This window comes from Micromonospora echinospora (assembly GCF_900091495.1).
Taxonomy (GTDB): domain Bacteria; phylum Actinomycetota; class Actinomycetes; order Mycobacteriales; family Micromonosporaceae; genus Micromonospora; species Micromonospora echinospora.
Genome location: NZ_LT607413.1, coordinates 4,053,448 through 4,078,161 on the forward strand (window position 1 = coordinate 4,053,448; position 24,714 = coordinate 4,078,161).

Consider the following 24,714-nt stretch of genomic DNA (forward strand, 5'->3'; position numbering starts at 1 on the left):
GGGCGTCCGGGCGCGTAGCTCAGTGGGAGAGCACTCGCCTTACAAGCGAGGGGTCGCAGGTTCGAAACCTGCCGCGCCCACCCATCACCATCAGCGCGAAGCGCTGCGACGGTGTGTCGCAGGCCGTGCAGTCATGGCATTGGTCAGCGCTTGAGGCCACCATTTCGGCGATCCCATCCGAGCCGCAAAGGCCACGCCGATGCACACCGGCTCTGCATCAATTTCGTCGACGCACGGACCGGCGGAGCCTCACCCGAAGCTGCCAGTTGATGACAAGCCCGTGAGAAGCTCCGCCGTCCTTCACATCACACTTGCTGAGCTACCTGACCTGCGGGTGCCCCAGGTCAGATGTAGCGCCAGTGGAGGTCGACCTTGTCGTTGCTGGGGTTGTAGGTGCAGTAGAAGTCCTTACCGGGATTGCTGGCCTCGTAATTGGCTGCGTGCGTCGGGCATTGTGCGCACAGCGACGGAGCGAGACTGAGCACCCAGTAGCTGTTGGGGTATGCGGAGGTGCGGTAGCCGCAGGTGTTTGCCAGGATCGAAACCCCACCCGAGTCACCGCTTCGAGAGGCGTCCGCTTCGACAGTCGAGGCCGCCGACGCCATTGTTGCCGACGCCAACAGCATTGCCGCTGACGTCAGACCGATCTGGACGGACCTCACAAGCCCCTTGCGCATGACGCATCCTCCCGTGGTTGACTTGCATTTCCCCGAATTGCGCAATCAGCGACTCGGCGCCAAGCCGCTCTTGCGGTGCCGGAGATCACGCTAGCGGCCACAACCATCCAGAGTCAAGGCCCGAATACCCTAAGTTAATATGGCGTGCGTGAATGCGTGGGTCGAAATTGGCCACCAGCAGGCCATCGGTCCTAGGGCATAATGACCAGCTCAGGCCTCGACGTGGGCGGCTGCAGGCGGAAGTCAGCGGACAGTTGCCCAAGGTTGCACGCGGAAAGAGCATGGGGATGAAAACCGCCGGACGCGGCGCCCAGAACTTACAAGCGAGTGGTCGCAGGTTCGAAACCTGCCGCGGCTACCATCTGACCAGCACACCAGCAGGGCACCGATCATCCGGTGCCCTGCTGGTATGCTGCGTCGTCTCAGTCGTCGGTCCCTCCGAGCAGTCTGGCGACCTGTTCAGCAACCTGCCCGGGGCTGGTCCGCCGTTCGGTCGGGCGAACCCCCAATCGCCGGGTGTCGGTGGGGTTGCCCTGTGCCGCCGCGCATGACCGTCAATTCGTCACAGAGTGCCCCGGGTATCCATGATCGCCGCGTGGTGCTTCCAGGCCAGCTCGATGCAGCCGCTCCCGGCGGGGGCGACCCGCCCGCCGGCCAGTAGGCCGGCGATGGCCTTCTCGGTGAACGGCACGCGCTCGTTGACGATGGCTCCCTCGTCGTTGCGGTCGACGAAGTCACGGCCCAGTTCGTCGAACAGTTCTGCGTCAACGACGGCCACCGTCATGATCTCCCCGACCAGCGTCAGCGCATCCATGGCGACGCCGAGACAGTAGATCCGAATGCGGCCGTCTCGCCGCGCTGCTTCGAGGGTGGCGAACGGCTCGTGGCTGTAGTTGACGGGCTGGCCGTCGCCGTCATGCTCGGGATTGCCGAGAAGTTCCTCGGAGAATTCGCGCATGAAGTTGCGCCACAGGTCGAAGTCGGCTTCCTGCGCAGATGGCAGCACCGATGACGGTTGGAAGATGCCGGACGGAATGACCTGCAACATGCCGCCGGCTGCGGCCACCGAGCGGGGATCGCGGCGGTGTAGCAGGAACTCGGCACCGCCCGGTGCGTTGCGGATGGTCAGGGTGGAGATTGCCGGCATCACGGGACGGCGGCCGAGGTTGAACGGATTGCCGATGAGACGCCGGAACGGCAGGTCCCGCATGGTCGGCGACCGGTCCCGTGGAGTGCCGTCCTCGGCAAGAGCCGCACACGCCAGCTCGTGGGCGGTGGACTCGAAAACATCGCAGGCGGCGAAGTATGTGGTGTCGCCGAACGCCATCAGGTTGTCGCCCCACGACACTTCGGTGAGCCGCCAGCACAGCCGGTTGTCGAACAGCCGCGGCTTGGCGAGGTCACGGATGGCCTGGGTGTACCGGGCGTACCGCCGGTTGATGGACTGCATCGGCCGGGCGTAGGACGCCTCGTCTTCCTGTCCGTCGAGTTCGGATGCCGGCGACGGGGCGTGGGGCTGGTGTTCAAGCTCGATGTCGGCGAGGTCGACGGGCGTGCTGGGCAGCCAGGCGGGGTGGGCGATCAGTCCGGTGGTGCCGAGGCGGTGAGCCTCCGGGTAGAGGCGTGCCGCGAGCTGGGAGAGGGCGTGCCGTTGGGCGTTGAGGGCGTTGCGGGTGTAGCGCCACTCGTCTTGGCTGTGTTTGACGCGCGGGTCGAGGGTGACGACGTCCATGTAGTCCTCGGGGGCATCGAGGGGTCCTGGGCGGGCTGACGTCGGGACGAGGTGCAGGTCTTGCACAGTGACGCCGAGGGTCTTGGCGAGTAGCCGTTGGTAGAGCGGCTGGGGTGTGTGATCGCCCCGTTCCCAGCGTCCGACACTGTCTGCGCTGGCAGCTGCCGTGCGGTGTTGTTCGTGCCGGGCTAGCTCGTTGATCCGCTCGGCGAGGTCGCGCTGGGAGAGGCCAGCCGCAGTGCGAAGTTCGCGGATGCGGTTCGGCGGGGTCGCGCCCATTCTGCTCTCCTGCCTGTGGCAGTCACCCGGCATCCGGTAGGCAGGGTGCCAGCAGATGCCTGCACGCTGGCCGAGTGCTGGGTTGGTGCCCGATCAATGCTGTTCCTTACGGTATCGGTTCAGCAGATCGTGAGGAACATGGGGCTTTCGGTGAGTGCGCCGCCCAGCGCACCAGATGTGCTGTCCATCGGACGCAGGTTGGGCGGTGGGCTCAAGGGCGCCCACGCCGAGAACGGCCGCGTCATCTGTTGGGTCCTCCGCGCAGGCGGCGTCAACCGCGTTGGGGAGACGATTCGGGCGGTGCCGGAGTGGCGGTGGGGCCGTGGACGGCAGTGAGCTGTTGCCGGTCGGCCGGCGGGTGGCGTACTGGCGGGGGCGGCGGAAGCTGTCGCAGCAGGTGCTCGCCGATCGGCTGGGTAAGTCGAAGAGTTGGGTGGACAAGGTCGAGCGGGGTGTCCGGTCGCTGGACAAGGTGTCGACGCTCCAGGACATCGCCACCGTCCTGCGAATCGACACGGGGCTGCTGCTCGGTGGGGGCGTCCAGCCGGCCGGGGTGGCTGAGCGTGTCGAGGGTGTGGAGCGGATCCGAGGCGCGCTGTCGGCGTACGAGATCGCGTTGGAGCGGCCGGCTCCCCGCCGCCCTGCGATGCCGGCCGAAAGGTTGGCGCGAGAGGTCGTGCATGTGTGGACCACCTTTCAGCACGCCCGTTACCCACAGGTGGTCGATCTGCTGCCGCAGTTGGTGGCCGACGCGCAACGCAGCCACGCCCACGATCCCGGCAGGAGTCGGGTGCCGTTGGTAGAGGCGTACCGCCTGACGGCCGCGCTGCTGGTGAAGCTCGGTGAACCCGATGTGGCATGGCTGGCCGTCGACCGGGCGATGACGGCTGCCACCGGTGATCGGGTGCTGGTGGCTGCTGCTGCGGTGCAGCTCGGTCAGGTGTTGCGTGCCTCGGGGCGGGCGAGGGTGGCGAAGTCGGTGATGCTGGCGGCGGCGTACCGGGTCGCTCCGTCGGTAGTCGAGTTCGGTGACCCGGCCGAGTTGTCCCTGTGCGGAACGTTGCTGGTACAGGGCGCCCTGGCCGCCGCCCGTGACGGAGACGACCGTGCTGCCGTGGAGTTGGTCGACGAGGCCGCAGACATGGCGGCGCGGGGGGGGGGGGGGGGGATGGTCACGACCACCACCGGACGGGGTTCGGGCCGACGGCGGTCGAGTTGACCCGAATCCTCGCAGCGGTGGAACGGGGCGACGTGGAGGAGGCGATGGCTTGGCACGAGAAGGCGACCTCGGGGGACGGGTGGCGGTGGCTTGCCGCCGAGCACCGAGCCGCGTACCTGGTCGACGTCGCCCGCGCGTACCTGTATGCCGATGACCCGGTCAGCGCCGGCCGGGTCCTGATGGAGGCCGACCGGATCGCGCCGGCCGAGATCCGCCACCGACCAGCCGGCCGGGACGTACTCGCCCAGATCGCCCGTGACCCCGCCGCCCCGACGACGCTCACCCACCTCGCCGTCACTCTCAAGGTGGGCTGAGCGGTGACCGCGCCGTTCCTGTCCCTGGCGCAGATCCGCAACCGGTTGATCCTCACCGCCCGAGCGATCCTCCGCGACCACCGACCCGGCCTCGACAGCCGCTGTCCGATCTGCCGGACCGCAGGGTGTTCGGTGGCGACCGCCGCCCGCGAGGTCCTCCGCGCCGCAGAGGAATTGCAGCAGCGGAGTACCGCAACCGAGCGGACCACACCCGACCCGGACGAGCCCCAGTAGGCCGATTGATCTCGGATGACATTCGAGCCGACCGCCCTACCTACAGTTCACACCCAAGAGGTCGCTGGTTCGATCCCGGTATCGCCCTTCAACGACATAGTGCAGAAGAGGCACCCTCGAGAGAGGATGCCTCTTCTGAAGCAGTTGACCAACGGTCAGAAGCTGGGGGTGTCTACCAGTTGCAGTTGGCGGCCGGGATCCAGCCGTCCTGCCCCGGCGCCTCGGCCCCGTGGCCGTAGTACCAGGTGCCGATGTCACTGCCGCCGTAGATCGAGTGGACGCGGAAGCCTCGCCCGGGGCTCAGGGTGCGGAGGACGTTGCCCCAGGGCTGGTCGCGCAGCCAGGTGGACTGGTTGGTCACGCAGATGTCACCAGGGCTGTCGCTGGCGACGGCCGGAGTGGACACCACGGCCGATCCGGCGGCGACGACGGCCATGACCGCCAGCACGCGTACAACATTGCGCTTCAATGCGCTTCCTCTCGATCGGTTGCCTTGCGAGCGAACCGATTATGCCCAAAGCTCCTCGCGCGGCAAGTCGGTCAGCCTGAGCAGCAGACCCGGCGCACCTGGTGTGCTGGTGGGAGACTCTCCGGCTGTCGAAAGTGGTACTGACGCCAGCCAGGTGATCATCTCCGCCGTGTCTGCTCGATCTCTGAAGAGACGAACGTGCCGTCCGAGTTCATGATCTCGTCTCGCACCAGCGGTGCGAGAGCTGACCAGCCGCCGTCGTCCACGGCCACCGACATGCGGACACGCCCGTCTCCGTCGTCAAGGGCATAGCTGACCACGCTGTACCGCTTGTCGTCCTGGCCGACGACTAGACGTAGCTCCTTGTCGTCGAGCATTGCACGCCAGTCGTCGTAGCCGAGGCGTCGCCATTCCGCCAAGCGTGTCTCGGCGGGCCGCGCTGCGGTCTCCTTGTTCAGCCCCACGCCGTAAGCCTTCCACGCGACGGCGCATGGGCATCTGTGTTGTGTCCGATCCTTGCCCGACGCAGGGGTGGGGCGGGTCAGGGCGGCGGCTCCGCTGTCAGTGCACTCAGTTCTCGGGCGGAGCAGAAAATTGACCGCCAACGTCGAAGACACACCGGGTGCCGTCCCCGGCTGCGCCGATCACCAGTTCGATGCCGGGACCCGCTGCTGACCCGCCTTGGTGAACTGTGTAGGGCGAGGAGAACACCCGAGCGTAGGACGCCCGCCTGCCGGTCTGCTTGCAGTAGATGACAGGCTCGTGTTGCGGGTCGGTCCGATCCCTGACGATGCGCCAGCCCGCCGCAGTTGCCGGTTCATCAAATCGCTGTCGCAGTTGGTCGACGCTGTAGGCGTCGGGCGTCTGGTAACGCCTCATCACTTCCGCGAAGCCCGGACCTGTTGGGCTGCCCCCGTGGCCTGAGTCGCAGGTGAAGCTGTGTGCATACTCGTCGACGAGTTGTCCGTCGTGCGGCGCGACTGCGAGCAGAGGGTCGGCCTCGTACAGCTTGATCATGTCTGCCTGGTCGCGAGGCGGAGAGCAGCGGACCACCTCCTGCGCGATCACCAGTGCGCCTGCTGCGACCACCACGGCAACCGCAAGACGGAAAACGGTCAACCTGCTTGGTCTGGTCATGTTGGCTCGTTCCTCACCTACGGAGAGGCAGGAACCCACATCATAGAAATCTGTCCATTGTCGTAGCTGTCCATCAGGCTGGTTTCTTGGCCTTGGGTCTACCGGTGGATGAATAAAGGTCCGCTCTGCCGATATGTGGACAACAACTGCTATAAGCGGCTTTCGTGCGTGAGTGGTCGCAGTGGGTGAGCGGGTGACGACTGGCGTCGTCGGGTCACGATGTTCGATGTGAGCGAGCGATTGCAGGTGAGCCAAGCGGTACGCGGCTTCCCACGGAAACTGCCCGTGCGACATGTGGTGGTGGTGGCCCTGCTCGCCACCGCCGTGGTGGCTGCGGCACCGGAGTGGTGGGGGCATGTGGTGGTCTCGGCTGCCCGGTGGCCGGGGCGCTTCTGGCTGGTGGCGGTCCTGCTCCTGGCGGCCGTAGTGCTCGCGGCCGGCGGCCGGCGGCGGAAGGCCACGGCTGTCGGACACCGGCCCCGTACCCCGACCACATCCCTCCTGGCGCACGTCGCGCTGCTGCTGGCAGTGGCGGTGGCTGTCGCGGTGGTGGTCGGTGTGCTGCTGTGGCGTCTTCTCGGAGAGCCGGCCATCAGCGCTTCGCCCGTCGGACCGGCGGCGCCCACGGCGTCAGCGACGTGGAACGTGCAGCAGGCGCTCGAAGGGGTGAAGATCGTGCTGACCGTGGTGGGTGGCGTCGGAGCGGTCGTCGCCCTGACGGTGGCCTACCGACGGCAGCGCCTCAGCGAGGTGGCCGCCTATCGTGAGGACACCAAGGTGCTGCTGGACCGGTTCTGCGCGGCGGCGGAACTGCTGGGATCGCCGGAGGCGGCTGTCCGTACCGCCGGTGTCTACGCCTTCGCCGCCCTGGCCAACGACGCGCCCGAGGCGCGTCAGGGCTGCATCGACGTGCTGTGTGCGTACCTCCGTCAGCCCTACGAGCCTTCGCCGGAGGCGATGGGCGGGGACGCTGGCCCGCCGGGGCGGTCCGAGCGGGCACAGGTCACGACCGAGCCGATGCAGGGTGGCCGGGCGTCGGCGCAGGATCGCCAGCTCCGGCTGACCATCATCCGGCTCATCCGGGACAATCTCCACTTCCCCGAGGACGACCTCCGCAGCTGGCGCGGACACGACTTCGACTTCTCCGGCGCTGTCTTCGACGGTGGTGACTTCAGCGGCGCGACGTTCACCGGTAACGGCACCGTCACGTTCGCCGGCGCCACGATCACCGGCCCGCTGATGTTCACCGATGCGACGTTCGCCGGCGGAATCGTCTCCTTCGACGGTGCCCGGTTCGCCGGCGGCAGTGTCTGCTTCAGCGGCGCCCGGTTCACCGGAGGCGTGGTCGACCTGTCGACGGTGGACGAGGATCATTGGGTTCCGGCGGCGAGACCGTGGCCGGTGGGAGTTCCCGTACCGGCCGGGCTACGCCTCCCCGCCGACCCTGCCGACGTGGCGAGCACAGGGAAGGCCGCCACCCGTGCCGGAGCATGAGCAGTGCCGCCGGCCGTCCTGCCGAGGCTGAGGGAGTAGGAGCGTGGACGACGAGGCGAGACGTGCGGCAGTGGCAGCGCTCAAGGATCTTGTGCGCAGTCGCGACTACCGGGACAGGGCGGACGCGGGCCGCGCGCTGGCGAGCTTTGCCGAGCGACCCGAGGCTGCCGAGGCGCTGCGAGAACTCGTGCTCGATGTCGACGACACCTTCGTCACCCGTGCGACCACCGAAGCTCTGCTCCGGCGAATGGACACCGTCGGACTCGCCACTGTCGCCTGCGCGCTGGCGCAGACCGACTCCAACCATGGCGATTGGATTCACGCGGCGGTCATCGACGTGTTCGGTGTGTTCTCCCGCGACCGGGATGCCGCGATGCGGGACTGTGCGGCGCTCACCCGGGACCCGGACGAACGCGTGCGTCGCGGCGCCGACCAGTTGCTCGCCATTCTGGCGGAGATCGACCCGATCCTCCACGAGGTGCGGAACGACTAGCGCGGCCGTCCGGTCCGGTCGACGCCCACCCTGTCGATCATGGAGTTGTGGCGCACGGAAAGCCCCTGTTGCGGGGGTTTGGCTGGTGCCTGAACTCCATGATCGACGGGGTTGAGCGGGGCTGCTACGGCAGCTCAGCCAGGGCAGTGCACGTGGCTCTCCAGGATCCACCCGTCCGTGGTGTCCGCCTCGGCGCCGTGGCCGAAGATCCAGATGCGACCGTGGACGTCCCGGATGCTCGACAGGTGGTAGCGGAACCCGCGACCGGCGTGCAGCGTCCGCAGGTAGCCGACCCCGCCGTAGCTGTCGTACGAGGCGAACAGCCATCCGTTCGAGCTGAGGTTGCAGAGCAGACCGAACGTGCCAGTGGCGTGCGCGGGGCTCGCCGTGGCCAGCGTCCCGCCACCAACGGTGATCGTCAGAGCGGCGAACACGCTGAGAAGTTTCCGCCTCATGCGATTCCTTTCCGGCTTACGGTTCTTCGAACCCGGCGAGTGTCGCATCGCAGAATGGCGGTGGTGTATGGGAAGGGTTTCCCAGTGTGGCGCATAGGCTCGGCCGGTGGTCGGCCCCTTCTCCACCTCACGTCTGATTCTGCGTACCTTCACCCTGGGCGACCTCGACGACGTCTGGGCCTACCAGCGCCGGCCGGAGGTGGCCCGGTTCATGTCCTGGTCCGCCCGCGACCGGGAGCAGTCCCGCTGCTCCCTTCAGCAGATGGTCCGCGAGGACGGGCTCCGCGTCGAGGGTGACTGCCTGACCCTGGCGGTCGTCCGACGGGACACCGGCCGGGTGGTGGGCCACGTGGAACTGGTGTGGCGCAGCCGCGAGCACCGGCGGGGCGAGCTGGGGTACGTTCTCGACCCGCGTCACCAGGGCCACGGCTACGCGACGGAGGCTGCCACCGCGATGCTCCGGTACGGCTTCGAGACGTTCGGCCTGCACCGGATCGTCGCCCGCTGCTCCACCCGGAACACCGCGTCGGCCCAGCTGATGGAGCGGCTGGGCATGCGCCGGGAGGCGCACTTCCGGGAGTGCGCGTTCGGTAAGGGGGAGTGGCGGGACGAGTACGTCTACGCGCTGCTCCACGCCGAGTGGACGCGGACCGCGCACCGGCGCGGCGGTTGACCGCGCACGGCGTGTCCGCCCGGCGGACCACGCGGAGCAGGTACTCCTCAGGGCGTAGCCGCTCGGGCCGGCTGACCGGCGTCGACATGTGCCAGGACCGGTGGGCTCCGGCCCGGAGCGCAGCAGTCCGGTGGGATCCGGACCACCGGTTCACCGCGCCCGGCCGGACTGCCCGGCCGGTCGGGGGGAACTCCCGAGGGTCCGACGATCCGTGGGGCTGGAGGGGACCGTGAGCTACGCCGACGTCAACGGGGTGCGTCTGTGGCACGAGAGCCACGGGTCGGGCCCTCCGCTGGTCCTGCTGCACGGGGGCATCGGCACCGGGGAGATGTTCGCGTCGGCCCTGCCGGCGTTCACCGCGCACCGCCGGGTGATCACCGTCGATCTCCAGGGGCACGGTCGGACGCCGGACGTGGACCGTCCGCTGCGCCACGAGGCGCTGGCCGACGACGTGGCCGCCCTGCTCGACCAGATCGGACTGGCCGAAGCGGAGGTCATGGGGTACTCCCTCGGCGGCGCGGTCGCGCTGCGGACCGCGATCCAACATCCCGACCTGGTCCGCCGGCTGGTCTGCGTCTCCGCCCCGTGCCGCCGCGACGGGTGGTACCCCGAGGTGCTCGCCGGCATGGCGGGCATGGGGGAGAGGACCGCCGCCGAGAGCCGGGCCTCGGCGGCGTACGCGCACCACACGCGGGTCGCCCCGAGACCGCAGGACTGGCCGGTGCTCTGGACCAAGCTGGGCGCCCTGCTGCGGCGTGACTACGACTGGTCCGCCGAGGTGGCCGCCCTGACCGTGCCGACCCTGCTGGTCTTCGCCGACGCGGACGCGGTGCGTACCGCCCACGTGGTGGAGTTCTTCGGTCTGCTCGGCGGCGGTCACCACGACGCCGGTCCGGACGGCGCCGACCGGCCCACGTCCCGGCTGGCCGTCCTGCCCGGCCACACCCACCACGACATCGTCGGCTCACCCGCCCTGCCGGCGGCCGTGCTGCCCTTCCTCACCCATCCGGTACGCCCACCCGGCTGATCCGTCCCGCTGCTGATCCGCCCCGCCCGACGCCGCCGCTGGCCGCCCGACGCCCCGCCGCTGGCCCGCCTCCCGCACGCGTCGAGGGGCGTAGGTCAACGTAGGCGGTGGGCCAGCCAGGGCAGGAGCGCGTCGCCCTGGGCCCGCTGGAACGCCCGTACGGTGGGGATGCCGGGCGGTGCGGGCAGCCGGGCCGCGTCCAGGAAGAAGCCGGCCCACCCGGCGAGCACCCCGGTCACCGAGTCCGGGTCGACGTCGGCGGTCAGCGGCCGGGAGCGCAGCAGCGCCTCGGGGTCGTGCCCGCCGTACAGCGCGACGTTGACCAGCAGGATCACGCTGTCCAGCCAGGCCGGCCCCCGGCAGGCCCACGGCCAGTCGACCACCGTTACCCGGCCGGCCGCGTCGACCAGCAGGTTGTCCGCCCGTACGTCGACGTGGCAGAGCGTGTCCCCGGCCAACGCGGCGAGGCCCCGGTCGGCGGCGGCGCGCAGCGCGGCCAGGTGCCCCCGCGCCCACGGGTCGAGGTCGTCCGGCGGGTCGGCGGCGATCCGGTGCCAGCCGGCGAAGTCGTACCGCAGGCTCTCGGTGGCGGTGGGCGCGTGACCGGCCGGCGCGGGGGTGAGCACGGCGGCCAGCGCCGCCAGCGTGTCCAGGACGGCGGCCAGCTCGTCGGCGTGCCAGGGGGTGACCGGGTGACGGCCCTCGACGTCGGCGTAGACCAGCGCCACCCAGTCGCCGTCGTCGTGACAGCCGAGCAGCCGGGGCACCGGTGCGTGCGCGGGCAGGGTGGCGGCGTTGCGGGCCTCCTGCCGGTGCAGGTGCGGGCTGCGGTCGTTCTGGGCGGAGCTGACCGCCTTGACGAAGGCGCGCCGGCCGTCGGCGGTGCGCACCCGGTCGGCGGTGCCGGGGGAGAAGCCGACCGGCTGGGACACCGCCGCCACGACCTCGCCCCCGACGATCCGCTCCACCTCCGTCCGCACCCCGGCCGGCAGGTCGGCCCAGCCGATCCGGCGGTTCGTGGTGGTGTTCATCCGTCCACGGTGGCCGGGCCGACCCCGGCGGGCAAGCGGATTGGTCGCCGCCCGTGGCCCGCCGGGGCCGGTCACGATCGGTTCCGGCGGGAGGCGCCGCGACCACCCCCGCCCGCCGCGAGCCAGCTACCGGGCCGGCACCGTGACCTGCGGGCAGGCATGGCCGGGGCCGGGACGGGTAGGCCCGGGAACCGGCGAGGGGAGGGCGGCATGGGAGAGCTGACCATCGGCGTGCTGGGCTCCTACGGGGGGCGCAACCTCGGGGACGAGGCGATCCTGAGCGCCCTGCTGGCCGATCTGCGCGACCAGCAGCCCCGTGCCCGGATCGTCGTCTTCTCCCGTAACCCCACGCACACCCTGGCCCACCATCCGGGGGTGGAGGCGGTGCCGTGGGAGGGGGTGAGCCGGGTCGACTCGGCAGCCGTCCTCGACCGGCTCGACCTGCTCATCCTCGGCGGCGGCGGCATCCTCTACGACCGGGAGGCCCGCCGCTACCTGCGGGTGGTGCGGGTGGCCCAGGAACGCGGCCTGCCGCTGCTGACGTACGCGGTGGGGGTCGGGCCGCTGACCGAGGCGGTGGACTGCGGCATGGTCCGCGAGACGCTGACCAGCGCCACCGAGGTGACCGTGCGGGACGAGGAGTCCCGCGTGGTCCTGGAGGAGGCCGGCCTGCTCACCCCGATCACGGTCACCGCCGATCCGGCGTTCCTGCTGGAACCGGAGGACTTTCCCGCCCGACTGCTGCGTGAGGAGGGCGTACCGAACGGGAAGCGGCTGGTCGCGATGAGCGTACGGGAACCGGGCCGGGCCGCCGAGCGGTTGGACGTGGACGCGTACCACCGCCTGCTCGCCCAGGTCGGGGACTTCCTGGTGCACCGGATCGACGCCGATGTGGTCTTCGTGCCGATGGAACGCGACGACATCCGCCACTCGCACGGCGTGATGTCCCACATGACCGCCGCCGAACGGGGGCGGATCCTGCACGGCGACTACTCACCACCGCAGGTGCTGGGCCTGATGCGTCACTTCGACCTGGCCGTCGGGATGCGCCTGCACTTCCTGATCTTCGCGGCGAGGGCGAACATCCCGTTCCTGCCCCTGCCGTACGCCGGGAAGGTCTTCGACCTGGCCCAGCGGCTCGGCGTGCCGGCGCTCAAGGGGGTGGCCCGGGAGGTGGAGGGGCCGTTGCTGGCCGAGGTCGACCGGCTCTGGGACGAACGCGACACGCGCGCCGAATCCGTCTCCCGACGGGTGGCGGAGATGTGCGAACAGGCCCGGAGCACCTCTCTCGTGACCCGGGCGGTGCTGGACGGTCTGCGGTCCCGCGCCCGCGCCCGGGTCACCGCCTGAGCGCCGTTTCCGCCCGCGCTGCCTCGGCACCGCCTGAGCGCCGTTCCCGCCGGGCTCAGGTGGCGGGGCCGCGCCAGCAGTAGCGCCAGGTCGGTTCGCCCTCGGCAGACTCAAGTTCGTAGATCTCCGCGTTGGCCAGCCCGGCGGCGCCGAGGTGGTGGTGGGTCAACGGCGGACGGCCGTTCGGGTCCAGTTCGACGGTGACGGTCTCGCCGTCGAAGGCGCCGCCCACCAGGGGAATCTCTGCCGTGGATGCCATGGCCCCCATCCTGCACGCACCCCGGTCGACCCGCACGGCTATGCCACGACCGGGCACCTGTCGGCAGCGGCGGGGGAGTCCGTCGCGCGGGCCCCGGAGTGCGGAATCGGCGTTCCCGGGCGGAAAAGGGACCGCAGGACGTCGGCGTCCCTCGCTACGGTCCACGCATGGCCGAGACCACGATCCACCCGTCCATCGATCCCACGCTCGCCCCGGTGATCGCCCGCACCGGCGACGAGCGGGCCGTGCTGGAGGCCTTCCTCGACCTGCACCGGCAGGTGGTGCTCAGCAAGCTGCGGGGCCTCACCTCCACCGACGCGACCCGCCGGCTGGTGCCCTCCGACACGACAGTCGCCGGGGTGGTCAAGCACCTCACGATGGTGGAGGCGAACTGGTTCCCCCGCCTGCTCGCCCCCGCACCGGGCGAGGAGCACGTGTTCTCCGCCGAGGCGGGCCGGCGCAGCTGGACCGTCGACCCGGAGGACACCGTCGAACGGCTGTCCGCCGGGTACGAGGCGGCCTGCGCCCGGTCCCGCGAGGTCGCCGCCCGGTTCCCGCTCGACCACGTGGTGCCGCAGCCGCAACTCGGCGAGGTGAACCTGCGCTGGATCTACGTGCACATGATCGAGGAGACCGCCCGGCACGCCGGCCACGCGGACATCCTGCGGGAACTGACCGACGGGGCGACCGGAACGGTGTGACCGGGGACGGGTCTCACGGCTGCGGGAGCAGTCCCGGGGGGTACTCCATGCCGTCGTGGGCGCACGCCGCCGCCGCCACCTCCGCCGCGTACCGGGCCGCTGTCTCCGGGGCGTCGCCGCGCAGCCGGCCGGCGAGGAACCCGGTCGCGAAGGCGTCCCCGGCGCCGTTGCTGTCCACCACCGGCGCGGGCGGCGTCGCCGCCGGCACCCGGACCGGCGGGTGGCCCGGCCGGTACAGCGCCGCGCCGTCCGCGCCGTGGGTGACCACCACGGTCCGGGGCGTCAGCGCGGTGGCCGTCTCGGCGGCGACCGCGCCCAGCCGCACCCCGCTGACGAAGACCAGGTCGGCGACCTCGGCGAAGGGCCGGTGGTAGGGGTTCCGGCCGTCCCAGTCGTGCAGGTCCGTCGAGACGCCGACCCCCTCTGGGAGGGCGGCACGCAGGGTCGGCAGCAGGTCGCGCGTCCAATCCATGATCGACACGTGTACGTGGGTCGCCCGCGCGACCAGCGCCGCCAGCTCGTCGGCGGTGAACGGGGGCGGCCCCTGCCACGGGCGGGAGTCGTAGAGCGACATGCGCCGTCCGGCGGGGTCGACCAGGTTCACCGACCGTCGGGTGCCCCGGTCGTCCGTCCGCAGCACCGTCGTGGCGTCCGTGCGGGCCAGCGCCGCCCGGATCACGTCACCGGGCGGGTCGTCGCCGATGACGTCGACCACGGTCACCCGCAGTCCGAGCGCGTGCGCGGCGAGCGCCACCCCCGCACCGGTGTTGCCGATCCGCAGGTCGACGGGGTCCACGTGGAGGGAGTCGGCCAGGGGCAGCGGAAGCGCGGGTACGCGTACCCGTACGTCCACGCCGAGACCGCCGATCACCAGAAGTCCGGACACGGCGCCGACGGTATCCCGGACCGCCTCACTATCCTGTCCCGGGGCGACGACGAGGGGAGACGTGTGCTGCTCATCCACGGGGTGTGGCTGGTCGGCGTCGGGCTCGCCCTCTGGGCCGAGGAGAGCACCGGCCCGTCGCGTCCGCCCCGACGTGCCGGCCGTCCTCCGCGGGAACGTCCGCACCCCTTCGCCGCCGACCACGCCGCGCTGGCTGCCGCGCTCGGTCCGGCTGCCGCGTCCGCCACCCACGGCTCGACGGCGCTCGTCCTGCCCACCCGGGGTGGCGCGCCGCTCGACTCGCCGGAACTGGTCCGTACCGCCGCCGTGGACCCGGTCCGCGGCGCGGTCACCCTGGCCCGCTGGCGGGTGCCCACCCTGGGGTACGCCCCGGCCGACGCCCTCGCCGTGCTTGCTCGGATCGACGGGTACGCCGGGACGCCCGGCGCCGGCCTGCGGCACCTCGCCGAGCTGTCCGCCTTCGCCGCCGATCTGGTGGCCCGGGGGCGCGTCCTGCCGGTCGTGGCCGACGACGACCGGCCGGGCCGGGACCGCACCAACGGGGCCCTCGCCTGCTGGCATCCCCTACTCACCGGCGCGGACGCCGGCTGGGCGCGGGCGCTCACCCTGGCCCTGCCGCCGTCGGTCCGTGCCGCGGCACCGCTCGCCGGGGGCGGGCCGGGCCCGGCGGGGCGGACCGACGACAGCATGTCGGGTCGGCGCGGTCGGGTCGCCGGTGGCACGTCGAGCCGGGCCGACGGTGCCCCGAGTCCGGCCGACGTGGTCGCCGACGCGCTCGACGCGCTCACCGACGCCGCCGCCCGGGCCGCCCTGGACGGCCTCCGGCTGCCCGGCACCGGACGGCGTGACCCGGTCGCCGCCTGGTTGACCGCGCTGACCGGTCCTCGGCCCGGGTTCGCCGTCGATCCGGTCGACCGCGAGGCGCTCCGGGCCGGGCTGCACGCCTGGCAGCGGGACGCGGTCGGTAGTCCGGTCCGGGCCAGCTTCCGGCTGACCGAGCCGCCGACCGTCGCGGACGCCTTCGACGACGTGGACGCCCCCGACGCCCCGACCGCTTGCGACGCCCCGACCGCCTCCGACGGCCCAACCGCCTCCGACGCCCCGACCGCCCCGACCGCGCCGGACGATCCCGCCGATCGGGGCGTCTGGCGGGTCGAGTTCGGGTTGCAGGCCGCCGACGAGCCGGGCCTGCTGGTCGATGCCGAGTCGATCTGGCGTGACCCGGCGAGCGCCACCGTGTTCGCGGACCGGCTCGACGCCCCGCAGGAGACGCTCCTGGCCGAGCTGGGCCGGGCCAGCCGGCTCTGGCCGGAGCTGGACGGCGCGTTGCGTACCGCGGCTCCGGAGGCCCTGGAGCTCGATGCCGAGGGGGCGCACCGCTTCCTCCGGGAGGGCGCCCCGGTGCTGCACGCCGCCGGCTTCGGGGTGCTGCTGCCCGGCTGGTGGCACCGCCCGGGTGCCCGGCTCGGCGCGCGCCTGCAGGCCCGTAGCCGGACCGCCCCGGGCACCGTGGCGACCCCTGGCGGCGTCGGGCTCGACGCCCTGGTGGACTACCGCTGGGAGCTGGCCCTGGGCGACCAGCCGTTGACCGCCGAGGAACTGGCTGCGTTGGCGGAACGGAAGAGCCCGCTGGTCCGGCTGCGCGGGCAGTGGGTCGAGTTGGACCCGAAGCGGCTCGCCGCCGGTCTGCGGCTGCTCCGTTCCTCCGGTGAGCTGACCGTGGCCGACCTGCTCCGGCTCGGCCTGGCCGACGGCGACGACGCGTCCCTGCCGGTACTGGAGATCAGCGCTGATGGCGCGCTCGGCGACCTGCTCTCCGGGGAGGCGGAGCGGCGGCTCGCCCCGCTGGACCCGCCGCCGGGCTTCACCGGCGAGCTGCGGCCGTACCAGCGGCGGGGGCTGGCCTGGCTGGCCTTCCTCCAGTCCCTCGGGCTGGGCGCGGTCCTCGCCGACGACATGGGGCTCGGCAAGACGGTGCAACTGCTCGCCCTGCTCGCCGCCGACTCGCCGGAGGTCGGGCCGACCCTGCTGGTCTGCCCGATGTCGCTGGTCGGCAACTGGCAGCGGGAGGCCGCCCGGTTCACCCCGAAGCTGCGGGTGCGGGTGCACCACGGCGCGGACCGGGCGCGGGGCGAGCGGTTCGCCGAGGCGGTGCAGGACACGGACCTGATGATCACCACGTACGCGGTGGCCGCCCGGGACGCGGTCGCGCTGGCCGGTATCGACTGGCACCGGGTGGTGGTGGACGAGGCGCAGGCGATCAAGAACGCGGCCACCCGTCAGGCCGAGGCGGTCCGGGCGCTGCCCGCCCGGCACCGGATCGCGGTCACCGGTACGCCGGTGGAGAACCGTCTCGCCGACCTCTGGTCGATCATGCAGTTCGCCAATCCCGGCCTGCTCGGCCCGGCCGCCTCCTTCCGGAGGTCGTACGCCGAGCCGATCGAGCGCCACGGCGACGAGGAGACGGCCGGGCGACTGCGCCGGGTCACCGGGCCGTTCGTGCTGCGGCGGCTCAAGACCGACTCGTCGATCATCTCGGACCTGCCGGAGAAGCTGGAGATGGAGGTGCTCTGCAACCTCACCGCCGAGCAGGCCGCGCTCTACCAGGCAGTGGTCGACGACATGCTGGCGAAGATCGAGTCCAGCGACGGGATCGAGCGGCGCGGTCTGGTGCTGGCCACCATGACCAAGCTGAAACAGGTCTGCAACCATCCGGCCCACCTGCTGCGCGACGGCTCGGCGTTGCCCGGCCGCTCGGGCAAGCTGGCCCGGCTGGAGGAGATCCTCGACGAGGTCCTCGCGGCGGGGGAGAAGGCGCTGCTGTTCAGCCAGTACGCCGAGTTCGGCGGCATGCTGCGCGGGCACCTGTCGGCCCGGTTCGGCCGGGAGGTGCTCTTCCTGCACGGCGGGGTCGGCAAGGCCGACCGGGACGAGATGGTCACCGGCTTCCAGTCCCCGGACGGCCCCGCGCTGTTCGTGCTCTCCCTCAAGGCCGGCGGCACCGGGCTCACCCTGACCGCCGCGAACCACGTGGTGCACGTGGACCGGTGGTGGAACCCGGCGGTGGAGGACCAGGCGACCGACCGGGCGTTCCGGATCGGGCAGCGTCGCCGCGTGCAGGTCCGCAAGTTCGTCTGCGCCGGCACGGTGGAGGAGAAGGTCGCCGCCATGATCGCCGAGAAGCGCGGGCTGGCCGCGCGGGTCGTGGGCAGCGGCGAGCAGTGGTTGACCGAGTTGTCCACCGCTGACCTGCGTGACCTGCTCACCCTCGCCCCGCAGGCGGTGGTCGAGTGAGCCCCGCCGAGCGGCGGTTCGCCGACTACGGTCCACCCCGCCGCGTCACCGGGGGACTACGGGCCCGCAGCAGCCGGGGCGCGATCGGTCAGTCCTGGTGGTCCCGGCGGTTCGTGGAGGTGCTGGAGTCCTTCGCGCTGGGCACCCGGCTGACCCGGGGACGTGCCTACGCCCGCGCCGGCCAGGTGCTCGCCCTGGACGTCGCGCCCGGCGCGGTCACCGCCGTGGTGCAGGGCTCCCGACCCCGGCCGTACCAGGTCCGCATCGAGCTGGCCCGGTTCCCGGAACCGGTCTGGACGCGCCTGGAGGAGGCCCTGGCCGCGCAGGCGTTCTTCAGCGCCCGGCTGCTCGCCGGCGACCTTCCCGGCGAGCTGGAGGAGCTGTTCACCTCCGTCGGCGCGCCCCTGTTCCCGGCCGGTGTCGGCGAGCTGGACCAGCACTGTTCCTGCCCCGACGTCGCGGTGCCCTGCAAGCATCTGGCGGCCACCTTCTACCTGCTGGCCGAGGCGTTCGACGCCGACCCGTTCCGGCTGCTGCACTGGCGCGGCCGGAGTCGTGCGGAACTGCTCGACCGGCTCCGCGCCCTGCGCGGCGCGGCCACGTCCCACCCGGGTCCGGCCACTACCGCGCCGGTCGGCACGTCGACGGGACCGGGCGGCGGGCGGCCGGCCGCCGAGCCCACCACCGGGTCGGCCGCACCCCGTGCGGCCGGTGCCGGACGGGTGCTCGGCGACCTGCCCGACCCGCCCCTGGTCGACCAGGTGGACCGGTTCTGGCTGCCGCCGGTGCCCCTGCCCGAGCGTCCGCCGACCCTGGCCACGGAGCCGGAGCTGGTGCTGCGCCAGCTCGGGCCGCCGGACAGCGCGCTCGGCGGGCCGGGCCTGACCGAGCGGTTGCGCCGGGCGTACCGACGCTTCGGCACGACCGAAGCCGGCACGACCGAAGCGGGCACGTTCGAAGCGGGCACGTTCGAAGCCGGCACGACCGACGACAGCACGTTCGGAGCGGGCACGTTCGAAGCGGGCACGACCGACGACAGCGCGAGCGAAGCCGGCACGACCGACGACGGTACGACCGGCGACAGCGCGATCCACGGCGGCACGACCGACAGCGGCGTGGTCGGCGCCGGCCCCGTCGGTCCGTCCGGCAGTGGTCCGTCCGGTGCCGACTCCGCCGAGGACGGTCGGGAGTGACGGCGACCCGCCCCCCGGCGGGGCCGGCGGTGAAGCCGTCCGGGGCGAGAAGCGGCCCGGTGGGACCGGTGGGCCGTCACAGCCATCGCCGTCGGTGACGCCACAGCAAGGCGGAGTTGGCCAGGAGCACCACGGCGCAGATCGCGCCGGCCACCCGTCCGGCGAGCACGGTCATCGCTGGCAGCGAGGCCCACAGCACGATCGTCAACAGCACCAGGTAGCGGCCCCGGTGCGCCCGCGCCCGTTGGTCGAGCCGGGAAAAGAACGCCGGGTCGCTCTCCCGGAGATACCGGGTGATCTGCTCGAACCTTCGCTGGTCCTCTTTGCTGAGCATGGCGGTGCCTTCCCCTCATGCGGTTCAGCGGTCCGGCGGCATACCCGCTGCGGTGGCGGCTCACGCCCCTGCTGCTGCTTCTTTGCCCGCGATGCCGCGACGGCGTCGGGTGCGCCGGCTCCCGGCCGGTGGTTCGCCAGCGGCGGCAGCAAGCTCTCGGCCCCGCCTGGAGTGCCCGCAGGTGGCCGCCTCAGCGACCACTTAGTGGAACCTTAAGTTTCACTGTGCCGGTGGCCTCGACGGAACGCGCGGCGACGTGGGGAAACGTCGCGTTCGGGCGGTCCGGCCCCGGGTCGGGCCTGCTCGGGACGGCTGCCACCGCATCGGTGGATATCCGACCCGGTCGGCGCCTGGTGCAGGCGTGTCTTAAGTGGCCCCGTGGGTGGCGTTCGCGCACCTTGATGGCCCTCTACCGCTTGGTTACCGTGCCGTAGCACCACCTCAGGCATCGACTGTCCTCGCCGTCGCCCCGCACCTGGCGCCGGTTCCGGGCAGCAATTCAGCAGAAAACAGGATTGGTACATGGCCGACCAGAACGTGCCACCACGCCGGCCGCGGGACGAGGGCCGCTGGGACGGACGACACCACCCCACCCCCGACGCGTACCACGACCCGTACCCGTCCCCGCCGTACTCGTCCGGTTCCGGGTCGACCTATCCGTACGGTCACCCGCACGCCGGGCAGCCCGACGACCCTCGGGCGTCGTACGCCCCGTGGCCGGGCCAGGCGCAACCGGCACCGGCCTCCTGGCCCGGCTCGGCCGGGTCGACCGCCCACCGGGGGCCGCAGTGGATCGGCCCGGCCGGCCCCCAGGGACCCGGCGGTGACCCGGGACTGCCCGACCTGGACGACGACTCCGACGACAGCCGCCGCCGGAGCCGGCGCCGGGCCCTCGCCGCGCTCGGCGGCACCGCCGCGGTGGTCGCCGGTGGGGCCGCGCTCGCGATGACCCCGCAGGTGCGCGGCCTCTTCGGCGACGACGCGGCCGGCGACGCGACCGTCACCCGGGCCACCGACGGCAACGCGAACCGTCCGAGCGGGCAGCAACCGAGCACCGTGCGCACCTACACCGAGCAGAACGAGAGCTACATGGGCTCCCGGGCCGGCGCGGCGCTGAAGAAGAACACCCCGGCCGGGGGCCGTACGTTCCCCGGTCCGGCCGCCGCGGCGGCGGCCACCACGGTCACCGTCAAGACGGTGCTGGCCAAGGACCCGGCCCGGCACCTCGCCACCCGGACCACGTTCGGCGCGACGCCGAAGGTACTCGCCGACATCGAACGGATGGGCATCGACGCCTGGCTGCGCTGGCAGCTCGACCCGGAGAAGATCGCCCCGACGAAGGCCGAGCTGAAGCTCAGCGAGCTGCCCACCCTGCGGCTGAGCCCGAAGCAGTTGCGTGAGCAGCGTGAGCAGCTCAACGAGTGCGGCGCGCAGCCGGAGAAGGAGATGGTCGACGCCACCATCGCCCGGCAGATCTGGTCGGAGCGGCAGCTCTTCGAGGTGATGGTCGACTTCTGGAACGACTTCCTGCACGTCGCCGCCGACTTCGACGGCGGCGAGGTGTACCGGCACTCCTTCGACGTCGACGTGGTCCGCAAGTACGCCCTGACCAGCTACCCGGAGATGCTGGTCGCCGCGAACCGGCACCCGGCGCTGCTGCTCTACCTCAACCAGAACGACTCCCGCGCCGACGCGGTCAACGAGAACCTCGCCCGGGAGAACCTGGAGCTGTACTCGGTCGGCGTGGACGGCGGCTACACCGAGAAGGACGTCCGGCAGGCGGCCCTGCTCCAGACCGGACGGGGGGTCTCCGACGGCGAGTACGTCTTCCGCGAGGACCGGCACTACGTCGGCAAGGTCAAGATCCTCGGCTTCAGCCACGCCAACAGCTCGAAGGACCCGGCGAAGGCCGACGCGGTCATCGACGCGTACATCCGCTACATCGCGCTGCACCCCTCCACCGCCCGGTACGTCGCACAGAGCCTCGCCACCCGGTTCGTCTCGGACACCCCGCCGAAGTCCCTGGTGGACCGGCTCGCCAAGACGTACACGGTGAACAAGGGCCTGATCAAGCCGGTGCTGATGACCCTGTTCAGCTCGTCGGAGTTCTGGGCGTCGGTGGGGCAGAAGGTCCGCCGTCCGATGGAGTACCTGATCGCCACGTACCGGGTGCTCGGCGTCTCGCCGGAGGCGTCCCCCGACTACAAGGCCGACGACAGCAAGCGCACCCCGTACGCCCGGGGGCTGCGCCGGATCCACGACCGGCTGCGGGAACTCGGCCACTTTCCGATGGGCCAGCCCACCCCGGACGGCTACCCCGACGTCTACGTCGCCTGGACCTCCGCCGGCACGATGGTCAACGGCTGGAACGAGGCCGGTGACGTGGTCAACGGCTACCGCCGGGAGTTCTCCTACGTCAAGCCGGAACGGCTGGTCGCGAAGCCGCCGACCACCGCCGGGGCGTACGTGGACGCGCTCGCCCGGCGGCTGGTGCACCAGAAGCTGACCGCCCGGGAGAAGGCGCTGATCCTCGGCGTCGCCGGGGTGTCGGCCGACACGAAAGTCGACGCCACCTTCAACGGGGCCGTCTCCGCCGTCGCGCGGGCGATCCTCGCGTCCCCCCAGCACCACCTCCGGTGAGGCACCCGATGGAGAAGACTGTGTACTCGTACCCCCTGCACCCCGAATGCCCGGACCTGCGCCGGCTGGCGGACGACCCGGCGGAGGCGCTGCTGCGGGCGGAGGCGGACGTCGTGGCCGCCGAGAACGCCGCCGAGCGGGACCGCTACCTGCGGCTGGAAGCGGAGGAGGAGGCCCAGCAGGACGGTCGCGGGGTGACCCGGCGGACCTTCGTCGCCGGGGCCGCGGCCACCGCCACCGCGCTGGCCACCGCGCAGTTCGTCACCACCTCGGCCTCCTTCGCCGCCACCAAGACCGGCACCCTGATCCACGTCTTCCTCTACGGTGGACTCGACGGGCTGAGCCTGGTCGCCCCCGCCGACGACCCGGTGCTCCGCAAGGCCCGCCCCGACCTGCTGCTCGGTTCCGACTCCCTCGCGCTGGCCCGGGGCTTCAAGCTGACCAGCGCGTTCAAGCCGCTGGAGAAGTGGCTGAAGGCCGGTCAGCTCGGCTTCGTCCCGGCGGTCTCCGACGAGCGGCTGTCCCGCAGCCACTTCCAGGCCGCCGACGCCTGCAACCTGGGCGGCCTGCCCGGCGAGACCGGCGGCCGGGGCTGGCTGGACAGCCTCGTCGACCACCTCGGCAAGGGCACCGCGTTCCGCAGCGTCGGCATCGGCAGCACCCTGCCCCGGTCGCTGGTCGGCACCAACGGCGCGCTCTCCCTGGGCAGCGTCGGCTCGCTGCGGCTCAACGGCGACGAGAAGTACCGGGCCGCCACCGAGAAGGCCATCAAGGGACTCTTCACCGGCATCAACCATCCGGTCGAGGAGGCCGTCCAGGACGGCCTCGGTGCGCTCGCCACCGCCCAGAAGCTGGCGGCCAAGCCGTACCAGGCCGCCGAGGGGGTCGAGTACCGGGGCGTCGGCAACTCGTTCAAGCAGCTCGCCCAGCTCATCAAGGGCGGCGCGAACGTCCGGGTGGCCACCGTCGGCATGGGCGGCTACGACACCCACGAGAACCAGGGCACCCGCGACGGCGGGCAACTCTGGCGCCGGCTCAACGAGCTGGCCGAGGCGATGGCCGCGTTCTTCACCGACCTCGGCGACCGGGCCGCCGACGTCACGGTGATGGTCTCCAGCGAGTTCGGCCGCCGGGTCGCCTCGAACAGCGGCGGCACCGACCACGGGCACGGCGGGGTGGTGACCGTCCTGTCCGGACGCAAGCTCGCCGGCTCGCTGCTCGGCGCCTGGCAGGGGCTGGACGACCTCGACAGCGGTGACGTCCCGGAGTACAACAACATGTTCAACGTCTACGGCTCCGTCGCGCAGGGTCGCTTCGGGCTGACCAACGCGGAGGTGGACAAGATCTTCCCCCGGATGAAGTACACCCCGATCAAGCTGTACGCGTGACGTACCCCCGTACCCACGCCGCCGGCCGTCGCGGCGGGACTCCGTCCCGCTCCGGCGGCCGGTCGGCTGCGGCCGTACCGCCACGGGTGCCGCCCCGGCGCGGACCCGCCGGCCGCCGCGCGGTGCTCGCGGTGCTCTGGGCCGGGCTGCTGCTGGCCGTGCTGCCCTGGTGGTGGCAGACCCCGGACGACTCGCTGCGCACCACCACCGCCACGCTGACCGCCGCCGGCCGGATCACCGGCCTGGTCGCCGGCTACCTGCTGCTGGTGCAGGTGCTGCTGATGAGCCGCCTGCCGGTGCTGGAACGCCGGCTCGGCGGCGAGCAGATCGCCCGCTGGCACCGGGACATCGGGGTGACCCTGCTGGTCGCGGTGCTGGCCCACGTGTCGCTGACGCTCACCGGCTATGCCCGGTTGCAGAAGCAGTCGGTGCTGGCCGAGGCCGGGGTGCTGCTGCGCGACTACGAGGACATGCCCGGCGCGTTCGCCGCCGCCGGCATCCTGACCCTGCTCGGCCTCACCGGGATCCGGGCCGTCCGCACCGCCCTGCCCTACGAACTCTGGCACCACCTGCACCTGAGCAGCTACCTGGTGCTGCTGCTCGGGTTCGGCCACCAGTTCGCCCACGGCCAGCAGCTCTTCCGTCCCGGACCGGTGCGCACCGGCTGGATCGTGGCGTACCTGCTGGTGGCCGCCGCGCTGCTCTGGGGTCGGGTGGTGGTGCCGCTGCGCTTCAACCTCCGGCACGGCCTGCGGGTCGCCGACGTGGTCGCGGAGAACCCGGACACCATCTCCATCTACCTGACCGGCCGCCGGCTGAACCTGCTCGACCTGCGCGGCGGCCAGTTCCTCCGGTGGCGCTTCCTGACCGCCGGCCGCTGGTGGCAGGCGCACCCGTTCTCCCCGTCCGCGGCCGGCAACGGCCGGTGGGTGCGACTGACCGTCAAGGTCGTCGGCCGGCACACCGCCGGCCTGCGCGGCCTGACCCCGGGCACCCGGGTCTGGGCGGAGGGGCCGTCCGGGGTCTTCACCGCCGCGCACCGCACCCGGGACCGGGCCCTGCTGATCGCCGGTGGCAGCGGCATCACCCCGATCCGGGCGCTGCTGGAGGAGCTGCCGCCGAACGCGGCGTTGATCTACCGGGCCCGGACCCCGGACGACGTGCTGCTGCACCGGGAGCTGGACTGGCTCGCCGAGGCCCACGGCACCGACGTCTGGTACGTCATCGGCTCCCGCGACGACCCCGGCCCCCGGCGGCTGATGAGCCCGCAGGGGCTGCGCCAGCTCGTGCCGGACCTCGCCGACCGGGACGTCTGGCTCTGCGGGCCACCCGGCCTGGTCACCTCGACGGTGCGGGCACTGCGCCGGGCCGGCGTGCCCCGCCGGCAGATCCACCTCGCCACGTTCGAGCTGTAGGG

23 protein-coding genes, 1 tRNA gene and 1 pseudogene are annotated in these 24,714 nt (G+C 72.0%); 15 read left to right on the forward strand and 10 right to left on the reverse strand.

Annotated features, from left to right (window positions below; translation table 11 throughout):
• The first annotated feature begins 8 nt into the window (after positions 1-8).
• Positions 9-80: transfer RNA gene (locus tag GA0070618_RS18340), tRNA-Val, on the forward strand.
• 264 nt (positions 81-344) lie between these two features.
• Here the strand turns inward: GA0070618_RS18340 and GA0070618_RS33520 are convergent.
• Together GA0070618_RS33520 and GA0070618_RS18345 are read right to left on the reverse strand one after the other, a co-directional pair.
• The gene (locus GA0070618_RS33520) at positions 345-677 is read right to left on the reverse strand and encodes a hypothetical protein (RefSeq protein ID WP_143740187.1); all 333 of its coding nucleotides are present in this window, start codon (positions 675-677) and stop codon (positions 345-347) included.
• Between the two features lie 562 nt (positions 678-1,239).
• Positions 1,240-2,688 (reverse strand): helix-turn-helix domain-containing protein, encoded by a 1,449-nt coding sequence (locus tag GA0070618_RS18345; RefSeq protein ID WP_088982726.1) that lies wholly within the window; start codon positions 2,686-2,688, stop codon positions 1,240-1,242.
• Positions 2,689-3,010: 322 nt separating this feature from the next.
• Between GA0070618_RS18345 and GA0070618_RS18350 the strand changes: the two genes are divergently transcribed.
• Genes GA0070618_RS18350 through GA0070618_RS18355 form a run of 3 tightly spaced genes read left to right on the forward strand, consistent with a single transcriptional unit; the run spans position 3,011 to position 4,455 of the window.
• Positions 3,011-3,907: a helix-turn-helix domain-containing protein gene (locus tag GA0070618_RS18350; RefSeq protein ID WP_231931360.1), complete on the forward strand. Its 897-nt coding sequence runs from the start codon at positions 3,011-3,013 to the stop codon at positions 3,905-3,907.
• Positions 3,908-3,924: 17 nt separating this feature from the next.
• A complete protein-coding gene (locus GA0070618_RS34730; protein WP_094977932.1) occupies positions 3,925-4,221 on the forward strand; it encodes a hypothetical protein in 297 nt (98 codons plus the stop codon).
• A 3-nt stretch (positions 4,222-4,224) separates the two neighbouring features.
• Entirely contained in the window at positions 4,225-4,455 is a 231-nt protein-coding gene (locus GA0070618_RS18355; protein ID WP_088982727.1) for a hypothetical protein, read from the forward strand.
• A 172-nt stretch (positions 4,456-4,627) separates the two neighbouring features.
• On the opposite strand, the gene GA0070618_RS18360 is transcribed toward GA0070618_RS18355, so the two are convergent.
• The 3 genes from GA0070618_RS18360 to GA0070618_RS18370 all read right to left on the reverse strand — a co-directional run bounded on the left by GA0070618_RS18360 (position 4,628) and on the right by GA0070618_RS18370 (position 6,061).
• Complete coding sequence (locus GA0070618_RS18360) at positions 4,628-4,924, reverse strand: hypothetical protein (protein ID WP_143740188.1); 297 nt, start codon at positions 4,922-4,924, stop codon at positions 4,628-4,630.
• Between the two features lie 158 nt (positions 4,925-5,082).
• Positions 5,083-5,388, reverse strand: a complete 306-nt coding sequence (locus GA0070618_RS18365; RefSeq protein ID WP_088982729.1) for a hypothetical protein — start codon at positions 5,386-5,388, stop codon at positions 5,083-5,085.
• Between the two features lie 106 nt (positions 5,389-5,494).
• Positions 5,495-6,061: a hypothetical protein gene (locus tag GA0070618_RS18370; protein WP_143740189.1), complete on the reverse strand. Its 567-nt coding sequence runs from the start codon at positions 6,059-6,061 to the stop codon at positions 5,495-5,497.
• A gap of 228 nt (positions 6,062-6,289) precedes the next feature.
• On the opposite strand from GA0070618_RS18370, the gene GA0070618_RS18375 reads away from it, so the two are divergent.
• Together GA0070618_RS18375 and GA0070618_RS18380 are read left to right on the forward strand one after the other, a co-directional pair.
• The gene (locus tag GA0070618_RS18375) at positions 6,290-7,555 is read left to right on the forward strand and encodes a pentapeptide repeat-containing protein (protein WP_157748956.1); all 1,266 of its coding nucleotides are present in this window, start codon (positions 6,290-6,292) and stop codon (positions 7,553-7,555) included.
• Positions 7,556-7,598: 43 nt separating this feature from the next.
• Complete coding sequence (locus tag GA0070618_RS18380) at positions 7,599-8,048, forward strand: hypothetical protein (RefSeq protein WP_088982732.1); 450 nt, start codon at positions 7,599-7,601, stop codon at positions 8,046-8,048.
• 134 nt (positions 8,049-8,182) lie between these two features.
• Here GA0070618_RS18380 and GA0070618_RS18385 read toward each other — a convergent pair whose 3' ends face one another.
• Entirely contained in the window at positions 8,183-8,503 is a 321-nt protein-coding gene (locus GA0070618_RS18385) for a hypothetical protein (RefSeq protein ID WP_143740191.1), read from the reverse strand.
• A gap of 106 nt (positions 8,504-8,609) precedes the next feature.
• Here GA0070618_RS18385 and GA0070618_RS18390 point away from each other — a divergent pair, with 106 nt between their 5' ends.
• Complete coding sequence (locus tag GA0070618_RS18390) at positions 8,610-9,176, forward strand: GNAT family N-acetyltransferase (RefSeq protein ID WP_088982734.1); 567 nt, start codon at positions 8,610-8,612, stop codon at positions 9,174-9,176.
• Positions 9,177-9,405: 229 nt separating this feature from the next.
• Complete coding sequence (locus GA0070618_RS18395) at positions 9,406-10,203, forward strand: alpha/beta fold hydrolase (RefSeq protein WP_088985637.1); 798 nt, start codon at positions 9,406-9,408, stop codon at positions 10,201-10,203.
• A gap of 95 nt (positions 10,204-10,298) precedes the next feature.
• Here GA0070618_RS18395 and GA0070618_RS18400 read toward each other — a convergent pair whose 3' ends face one another.
• Positions 10,299-11,234, reverse strand: a complete 936-nt coding sequence (locus tag GA0070618_RS18400; RefSeq protein ID WP_088982735.1) for an aminoglycoside phosphotransferase family protein — start codon at positions 11,232-11,234, stop codon at positions 10,299-10,301.
• Positions 11,235-11,444: 210 nt separating this feature from the next.
• On the opposite strand from GA0070618_RS18400, the gene GA0070618_RS18405 reads away from it, so the two are divergent.
• Positions 11,445-12,584: a polysaccharide pyruvyl transferase family protein gene (locus GA0070618_RS18405; protein ID WP_088982736.1), complete on the forward strand. Its 1,140-nt coding sequence runs from the start codon at positions 11,445-11,447 to the stop codon at positions 12,582-12,584.
• Between the two features lie 55 nt (positions 12,585-12,639).
• On the opposite strand, the gene GA0070618_RS18410 is transcribed toward GA0070618_RS18405, so the two are convergent.
• Entirely contained in the window at positions 12,640-12,843 is a 204-nt protein-coding gene (locus tag GA0070618_RS18410) for a hypothetical protein (RefSeq protein ID WP_088985638.1), read from the reverse strand.
• 167 nt (positions 12,844-13,010) lie between these two features.
• Between GA0070618_RS18410 and GA0070618_RS18415 the strand changes: the two genes are divergently transcribed.
• Positions 13,011-13,544, forward strand: a complete 534-nt coding sequence (locus GA0070618_RS18415; RefSeq protein WP_088982737.1) for a DinB family protein — start codon at positions 13,011-13,013, stop codon at positions 13,542-13,544.
• Positions 13,545-13,557: 13 nt separating this feature from the next.
• Here the strand turns inward: GA0070618_RS18415 and GA0070618_RS18420 are convergent, their stop codons facing one another.
• Positions 13,558-14,430, reverse strand: a complete 873-nt coding sequence (locus GA0070618_RS18420; protein ID WP_088982738.1) for a carbohydrate kinase family protein — start codon at positions 14,428-14,430, stop codon at positions 13,558-13,560.
• 63 nt (positions 14,431-14,493) lie between these two features.
• Here GA0070618_RS18420 and GA0070618_RS18425 point away from each other — a divergent pair, with 63 nt between their 5' ends.
• Both GA0070618_RS18425 and GA0070618_RS18430 read left to right on the forward strand, forming a co-directional pair.
• Entirely contained in the window at positions 14,494-17,742 is a 3,249-nt protein-coding gene (locus GA0070618_RS18425; protein ID WP_088985639.1) for a DEAD/DEAH box helicase, read from the forward strand.
• Positions 17,739-18,662 (forward strand): annotated as a pseudogene (locus tag GA0070618_RS18430) (SWIM zinc finger family protein); the annotation flags it as partial. The gene GA0070618_RS18425 and the pseudogene GA0070618_RS18430, both read left to right, overlap by 4 nt.
• A 349-nt stretch (positions 18,663-19,011) precedes the next feature.
• Here the strand turns inward: GA0070618_RS18430 and GA0070618_RS18435 are convergent.
• Positions 19,012-19,269, reverse strand: a complete 258-nt coding sequence (locus GA0070618_RS18435) for a DUF3040 domain-containing protein (protein WP_088982740.1) — start codon at positions 19,267-19,269, stop codon at positions 19,012-19,014.
• Positions 19,270-19,791: 522 nt separating this feature from the next.
• Between GA0070618_RS18435 and GA0070618_RS18440 the strand changes: the two genes are divergently transcribed.
• From GA0070618_RS18440 to GA0070618_RS18450, 3 genes are read left to right on the forward strand one after another with little or no spacing between them, the layout of a single operon-like run.
• Positions 19,792-21,909: a DUF1800 domain-containing protein gene (locus GA0070618_RS18440; protein ID WP_088982741.1), complete on the forward strand. Its 2,118-nt coding sequence runs from the start codon at positions 19,792-19,794 to the stop codon at positions 21,907-21,909.
• Between the two features lie 8 nt (positions 21,910-21,917).
• Entirely contained in the window at positions 21,918-23,297 is a 1,380-nt protein-coding gene (locus GA0070618_RS18445) for a DUF1501 domain-containing protein (RefSeq protein WP_088982742.1), read from the forward strand.
• Positions 23,294-24,712, forward strand: a complete 1,419-nt coding sequence (locus tag GA0070618_RS18450; protein WP_088982743.1) for a ferredoxin reductase family protein — start codon at positions 23,294-23,296, stop codon at positions 24,710-24,712. Before GA0070618_RS18445 ends, GA0070618_RS18450 begins: the two co-directional genes overlap by 4 nt.
• Positions 24,713-24,714 lie beyond the last annotated feature (2 nt).

What these genes read in the sequence shown, in the direction of transcription:
- GA0070618_RS33520 (WP_143740187.1), bottom strand. Translation starts at nt 677, where the DNA reads ATGCGCAAGGGGCTTGTGAGGTCCGTCCAGATCGGTCTGACGTCAGCG.
- GA0070618_RS18345 (WP_088982726.1), bottom strand. Translation starts at nt 2,688, where the DNA reads ATGGGCGCGACCCCGCCGAACCGCATCCGCGAACTTCGCACTGCGGCT.
- GA0070618_RS18370 (WP_143740189.1), bottom strand. Translation starts at nt 6,061, where the DNA reads ATGACCAGACCAAGCAGGTTGACCGTTTTCCGTCTTGCGGTTGCCGTG.
- GA0070618_RS18385 (WP_143740191.1), bottom strand. Translation starts at nt 8,503, where the DNA reads ATGAGGCGGAAACTTCTCAGCGTGTTCGCCGCTCTGACGATCACCGTT.
- GA0070618_RS18400 (WP_088982735.1), bottom strand. Translation starts at nt 11,234, where the DNA reads ATGAACACCACCACGAACCGCCGGATCGGCTGGGCCGACCTGCCGGCC.
- GA0070618_RS18405 (WP_088982736.1), top strand. Translation starts at nt 11,445, where the DNA reads ATGGGAGAGCTGACCATCGGCGTGCTGGGCTCCTACGGGGGGCGCAAC.
- GA0070618_RS18410 (WP_088985638.1), bottom strand. Translation starts at nt 12,843, where the DNA reads ATGGCATCCACGGCAGAGATTCCCCTGGTGGGCGGCGCCTTCGACGGC.
- GA0070618_RS18415 (WP_088982737.1), top strand. Translation starts at nt 13,011, where the DNA reads ATGGCCGAGACCACGATCCACCCGTCCATCGATCCCACGCTCGCCCCG.
- GA0070618_RS18435 (WP_088982740.1), bottom strand. Translation starts at nt 19,269, where the DNA reads ATGCTCAGCAAAGAGGACCAGCGAAGGTTCGAGCAGATCACCCGGTAT.
- GA0070618_RS18440 (WP_088982741.1), top strand. Translation starts at nt 19,792, where the DNA reads ATGGCCGACCAGAACGTGCCACCACGCCGGCCGCGGGACGAGGGCCGC.
- GA0070618_RS18445 (WP_088982742.1), top strand. Translation starts at nt 21,918, where the DNA reads ATGGAGAAGACTGTGTACTCGTACCCCCTGCACCCCGAATGCCCGGAC.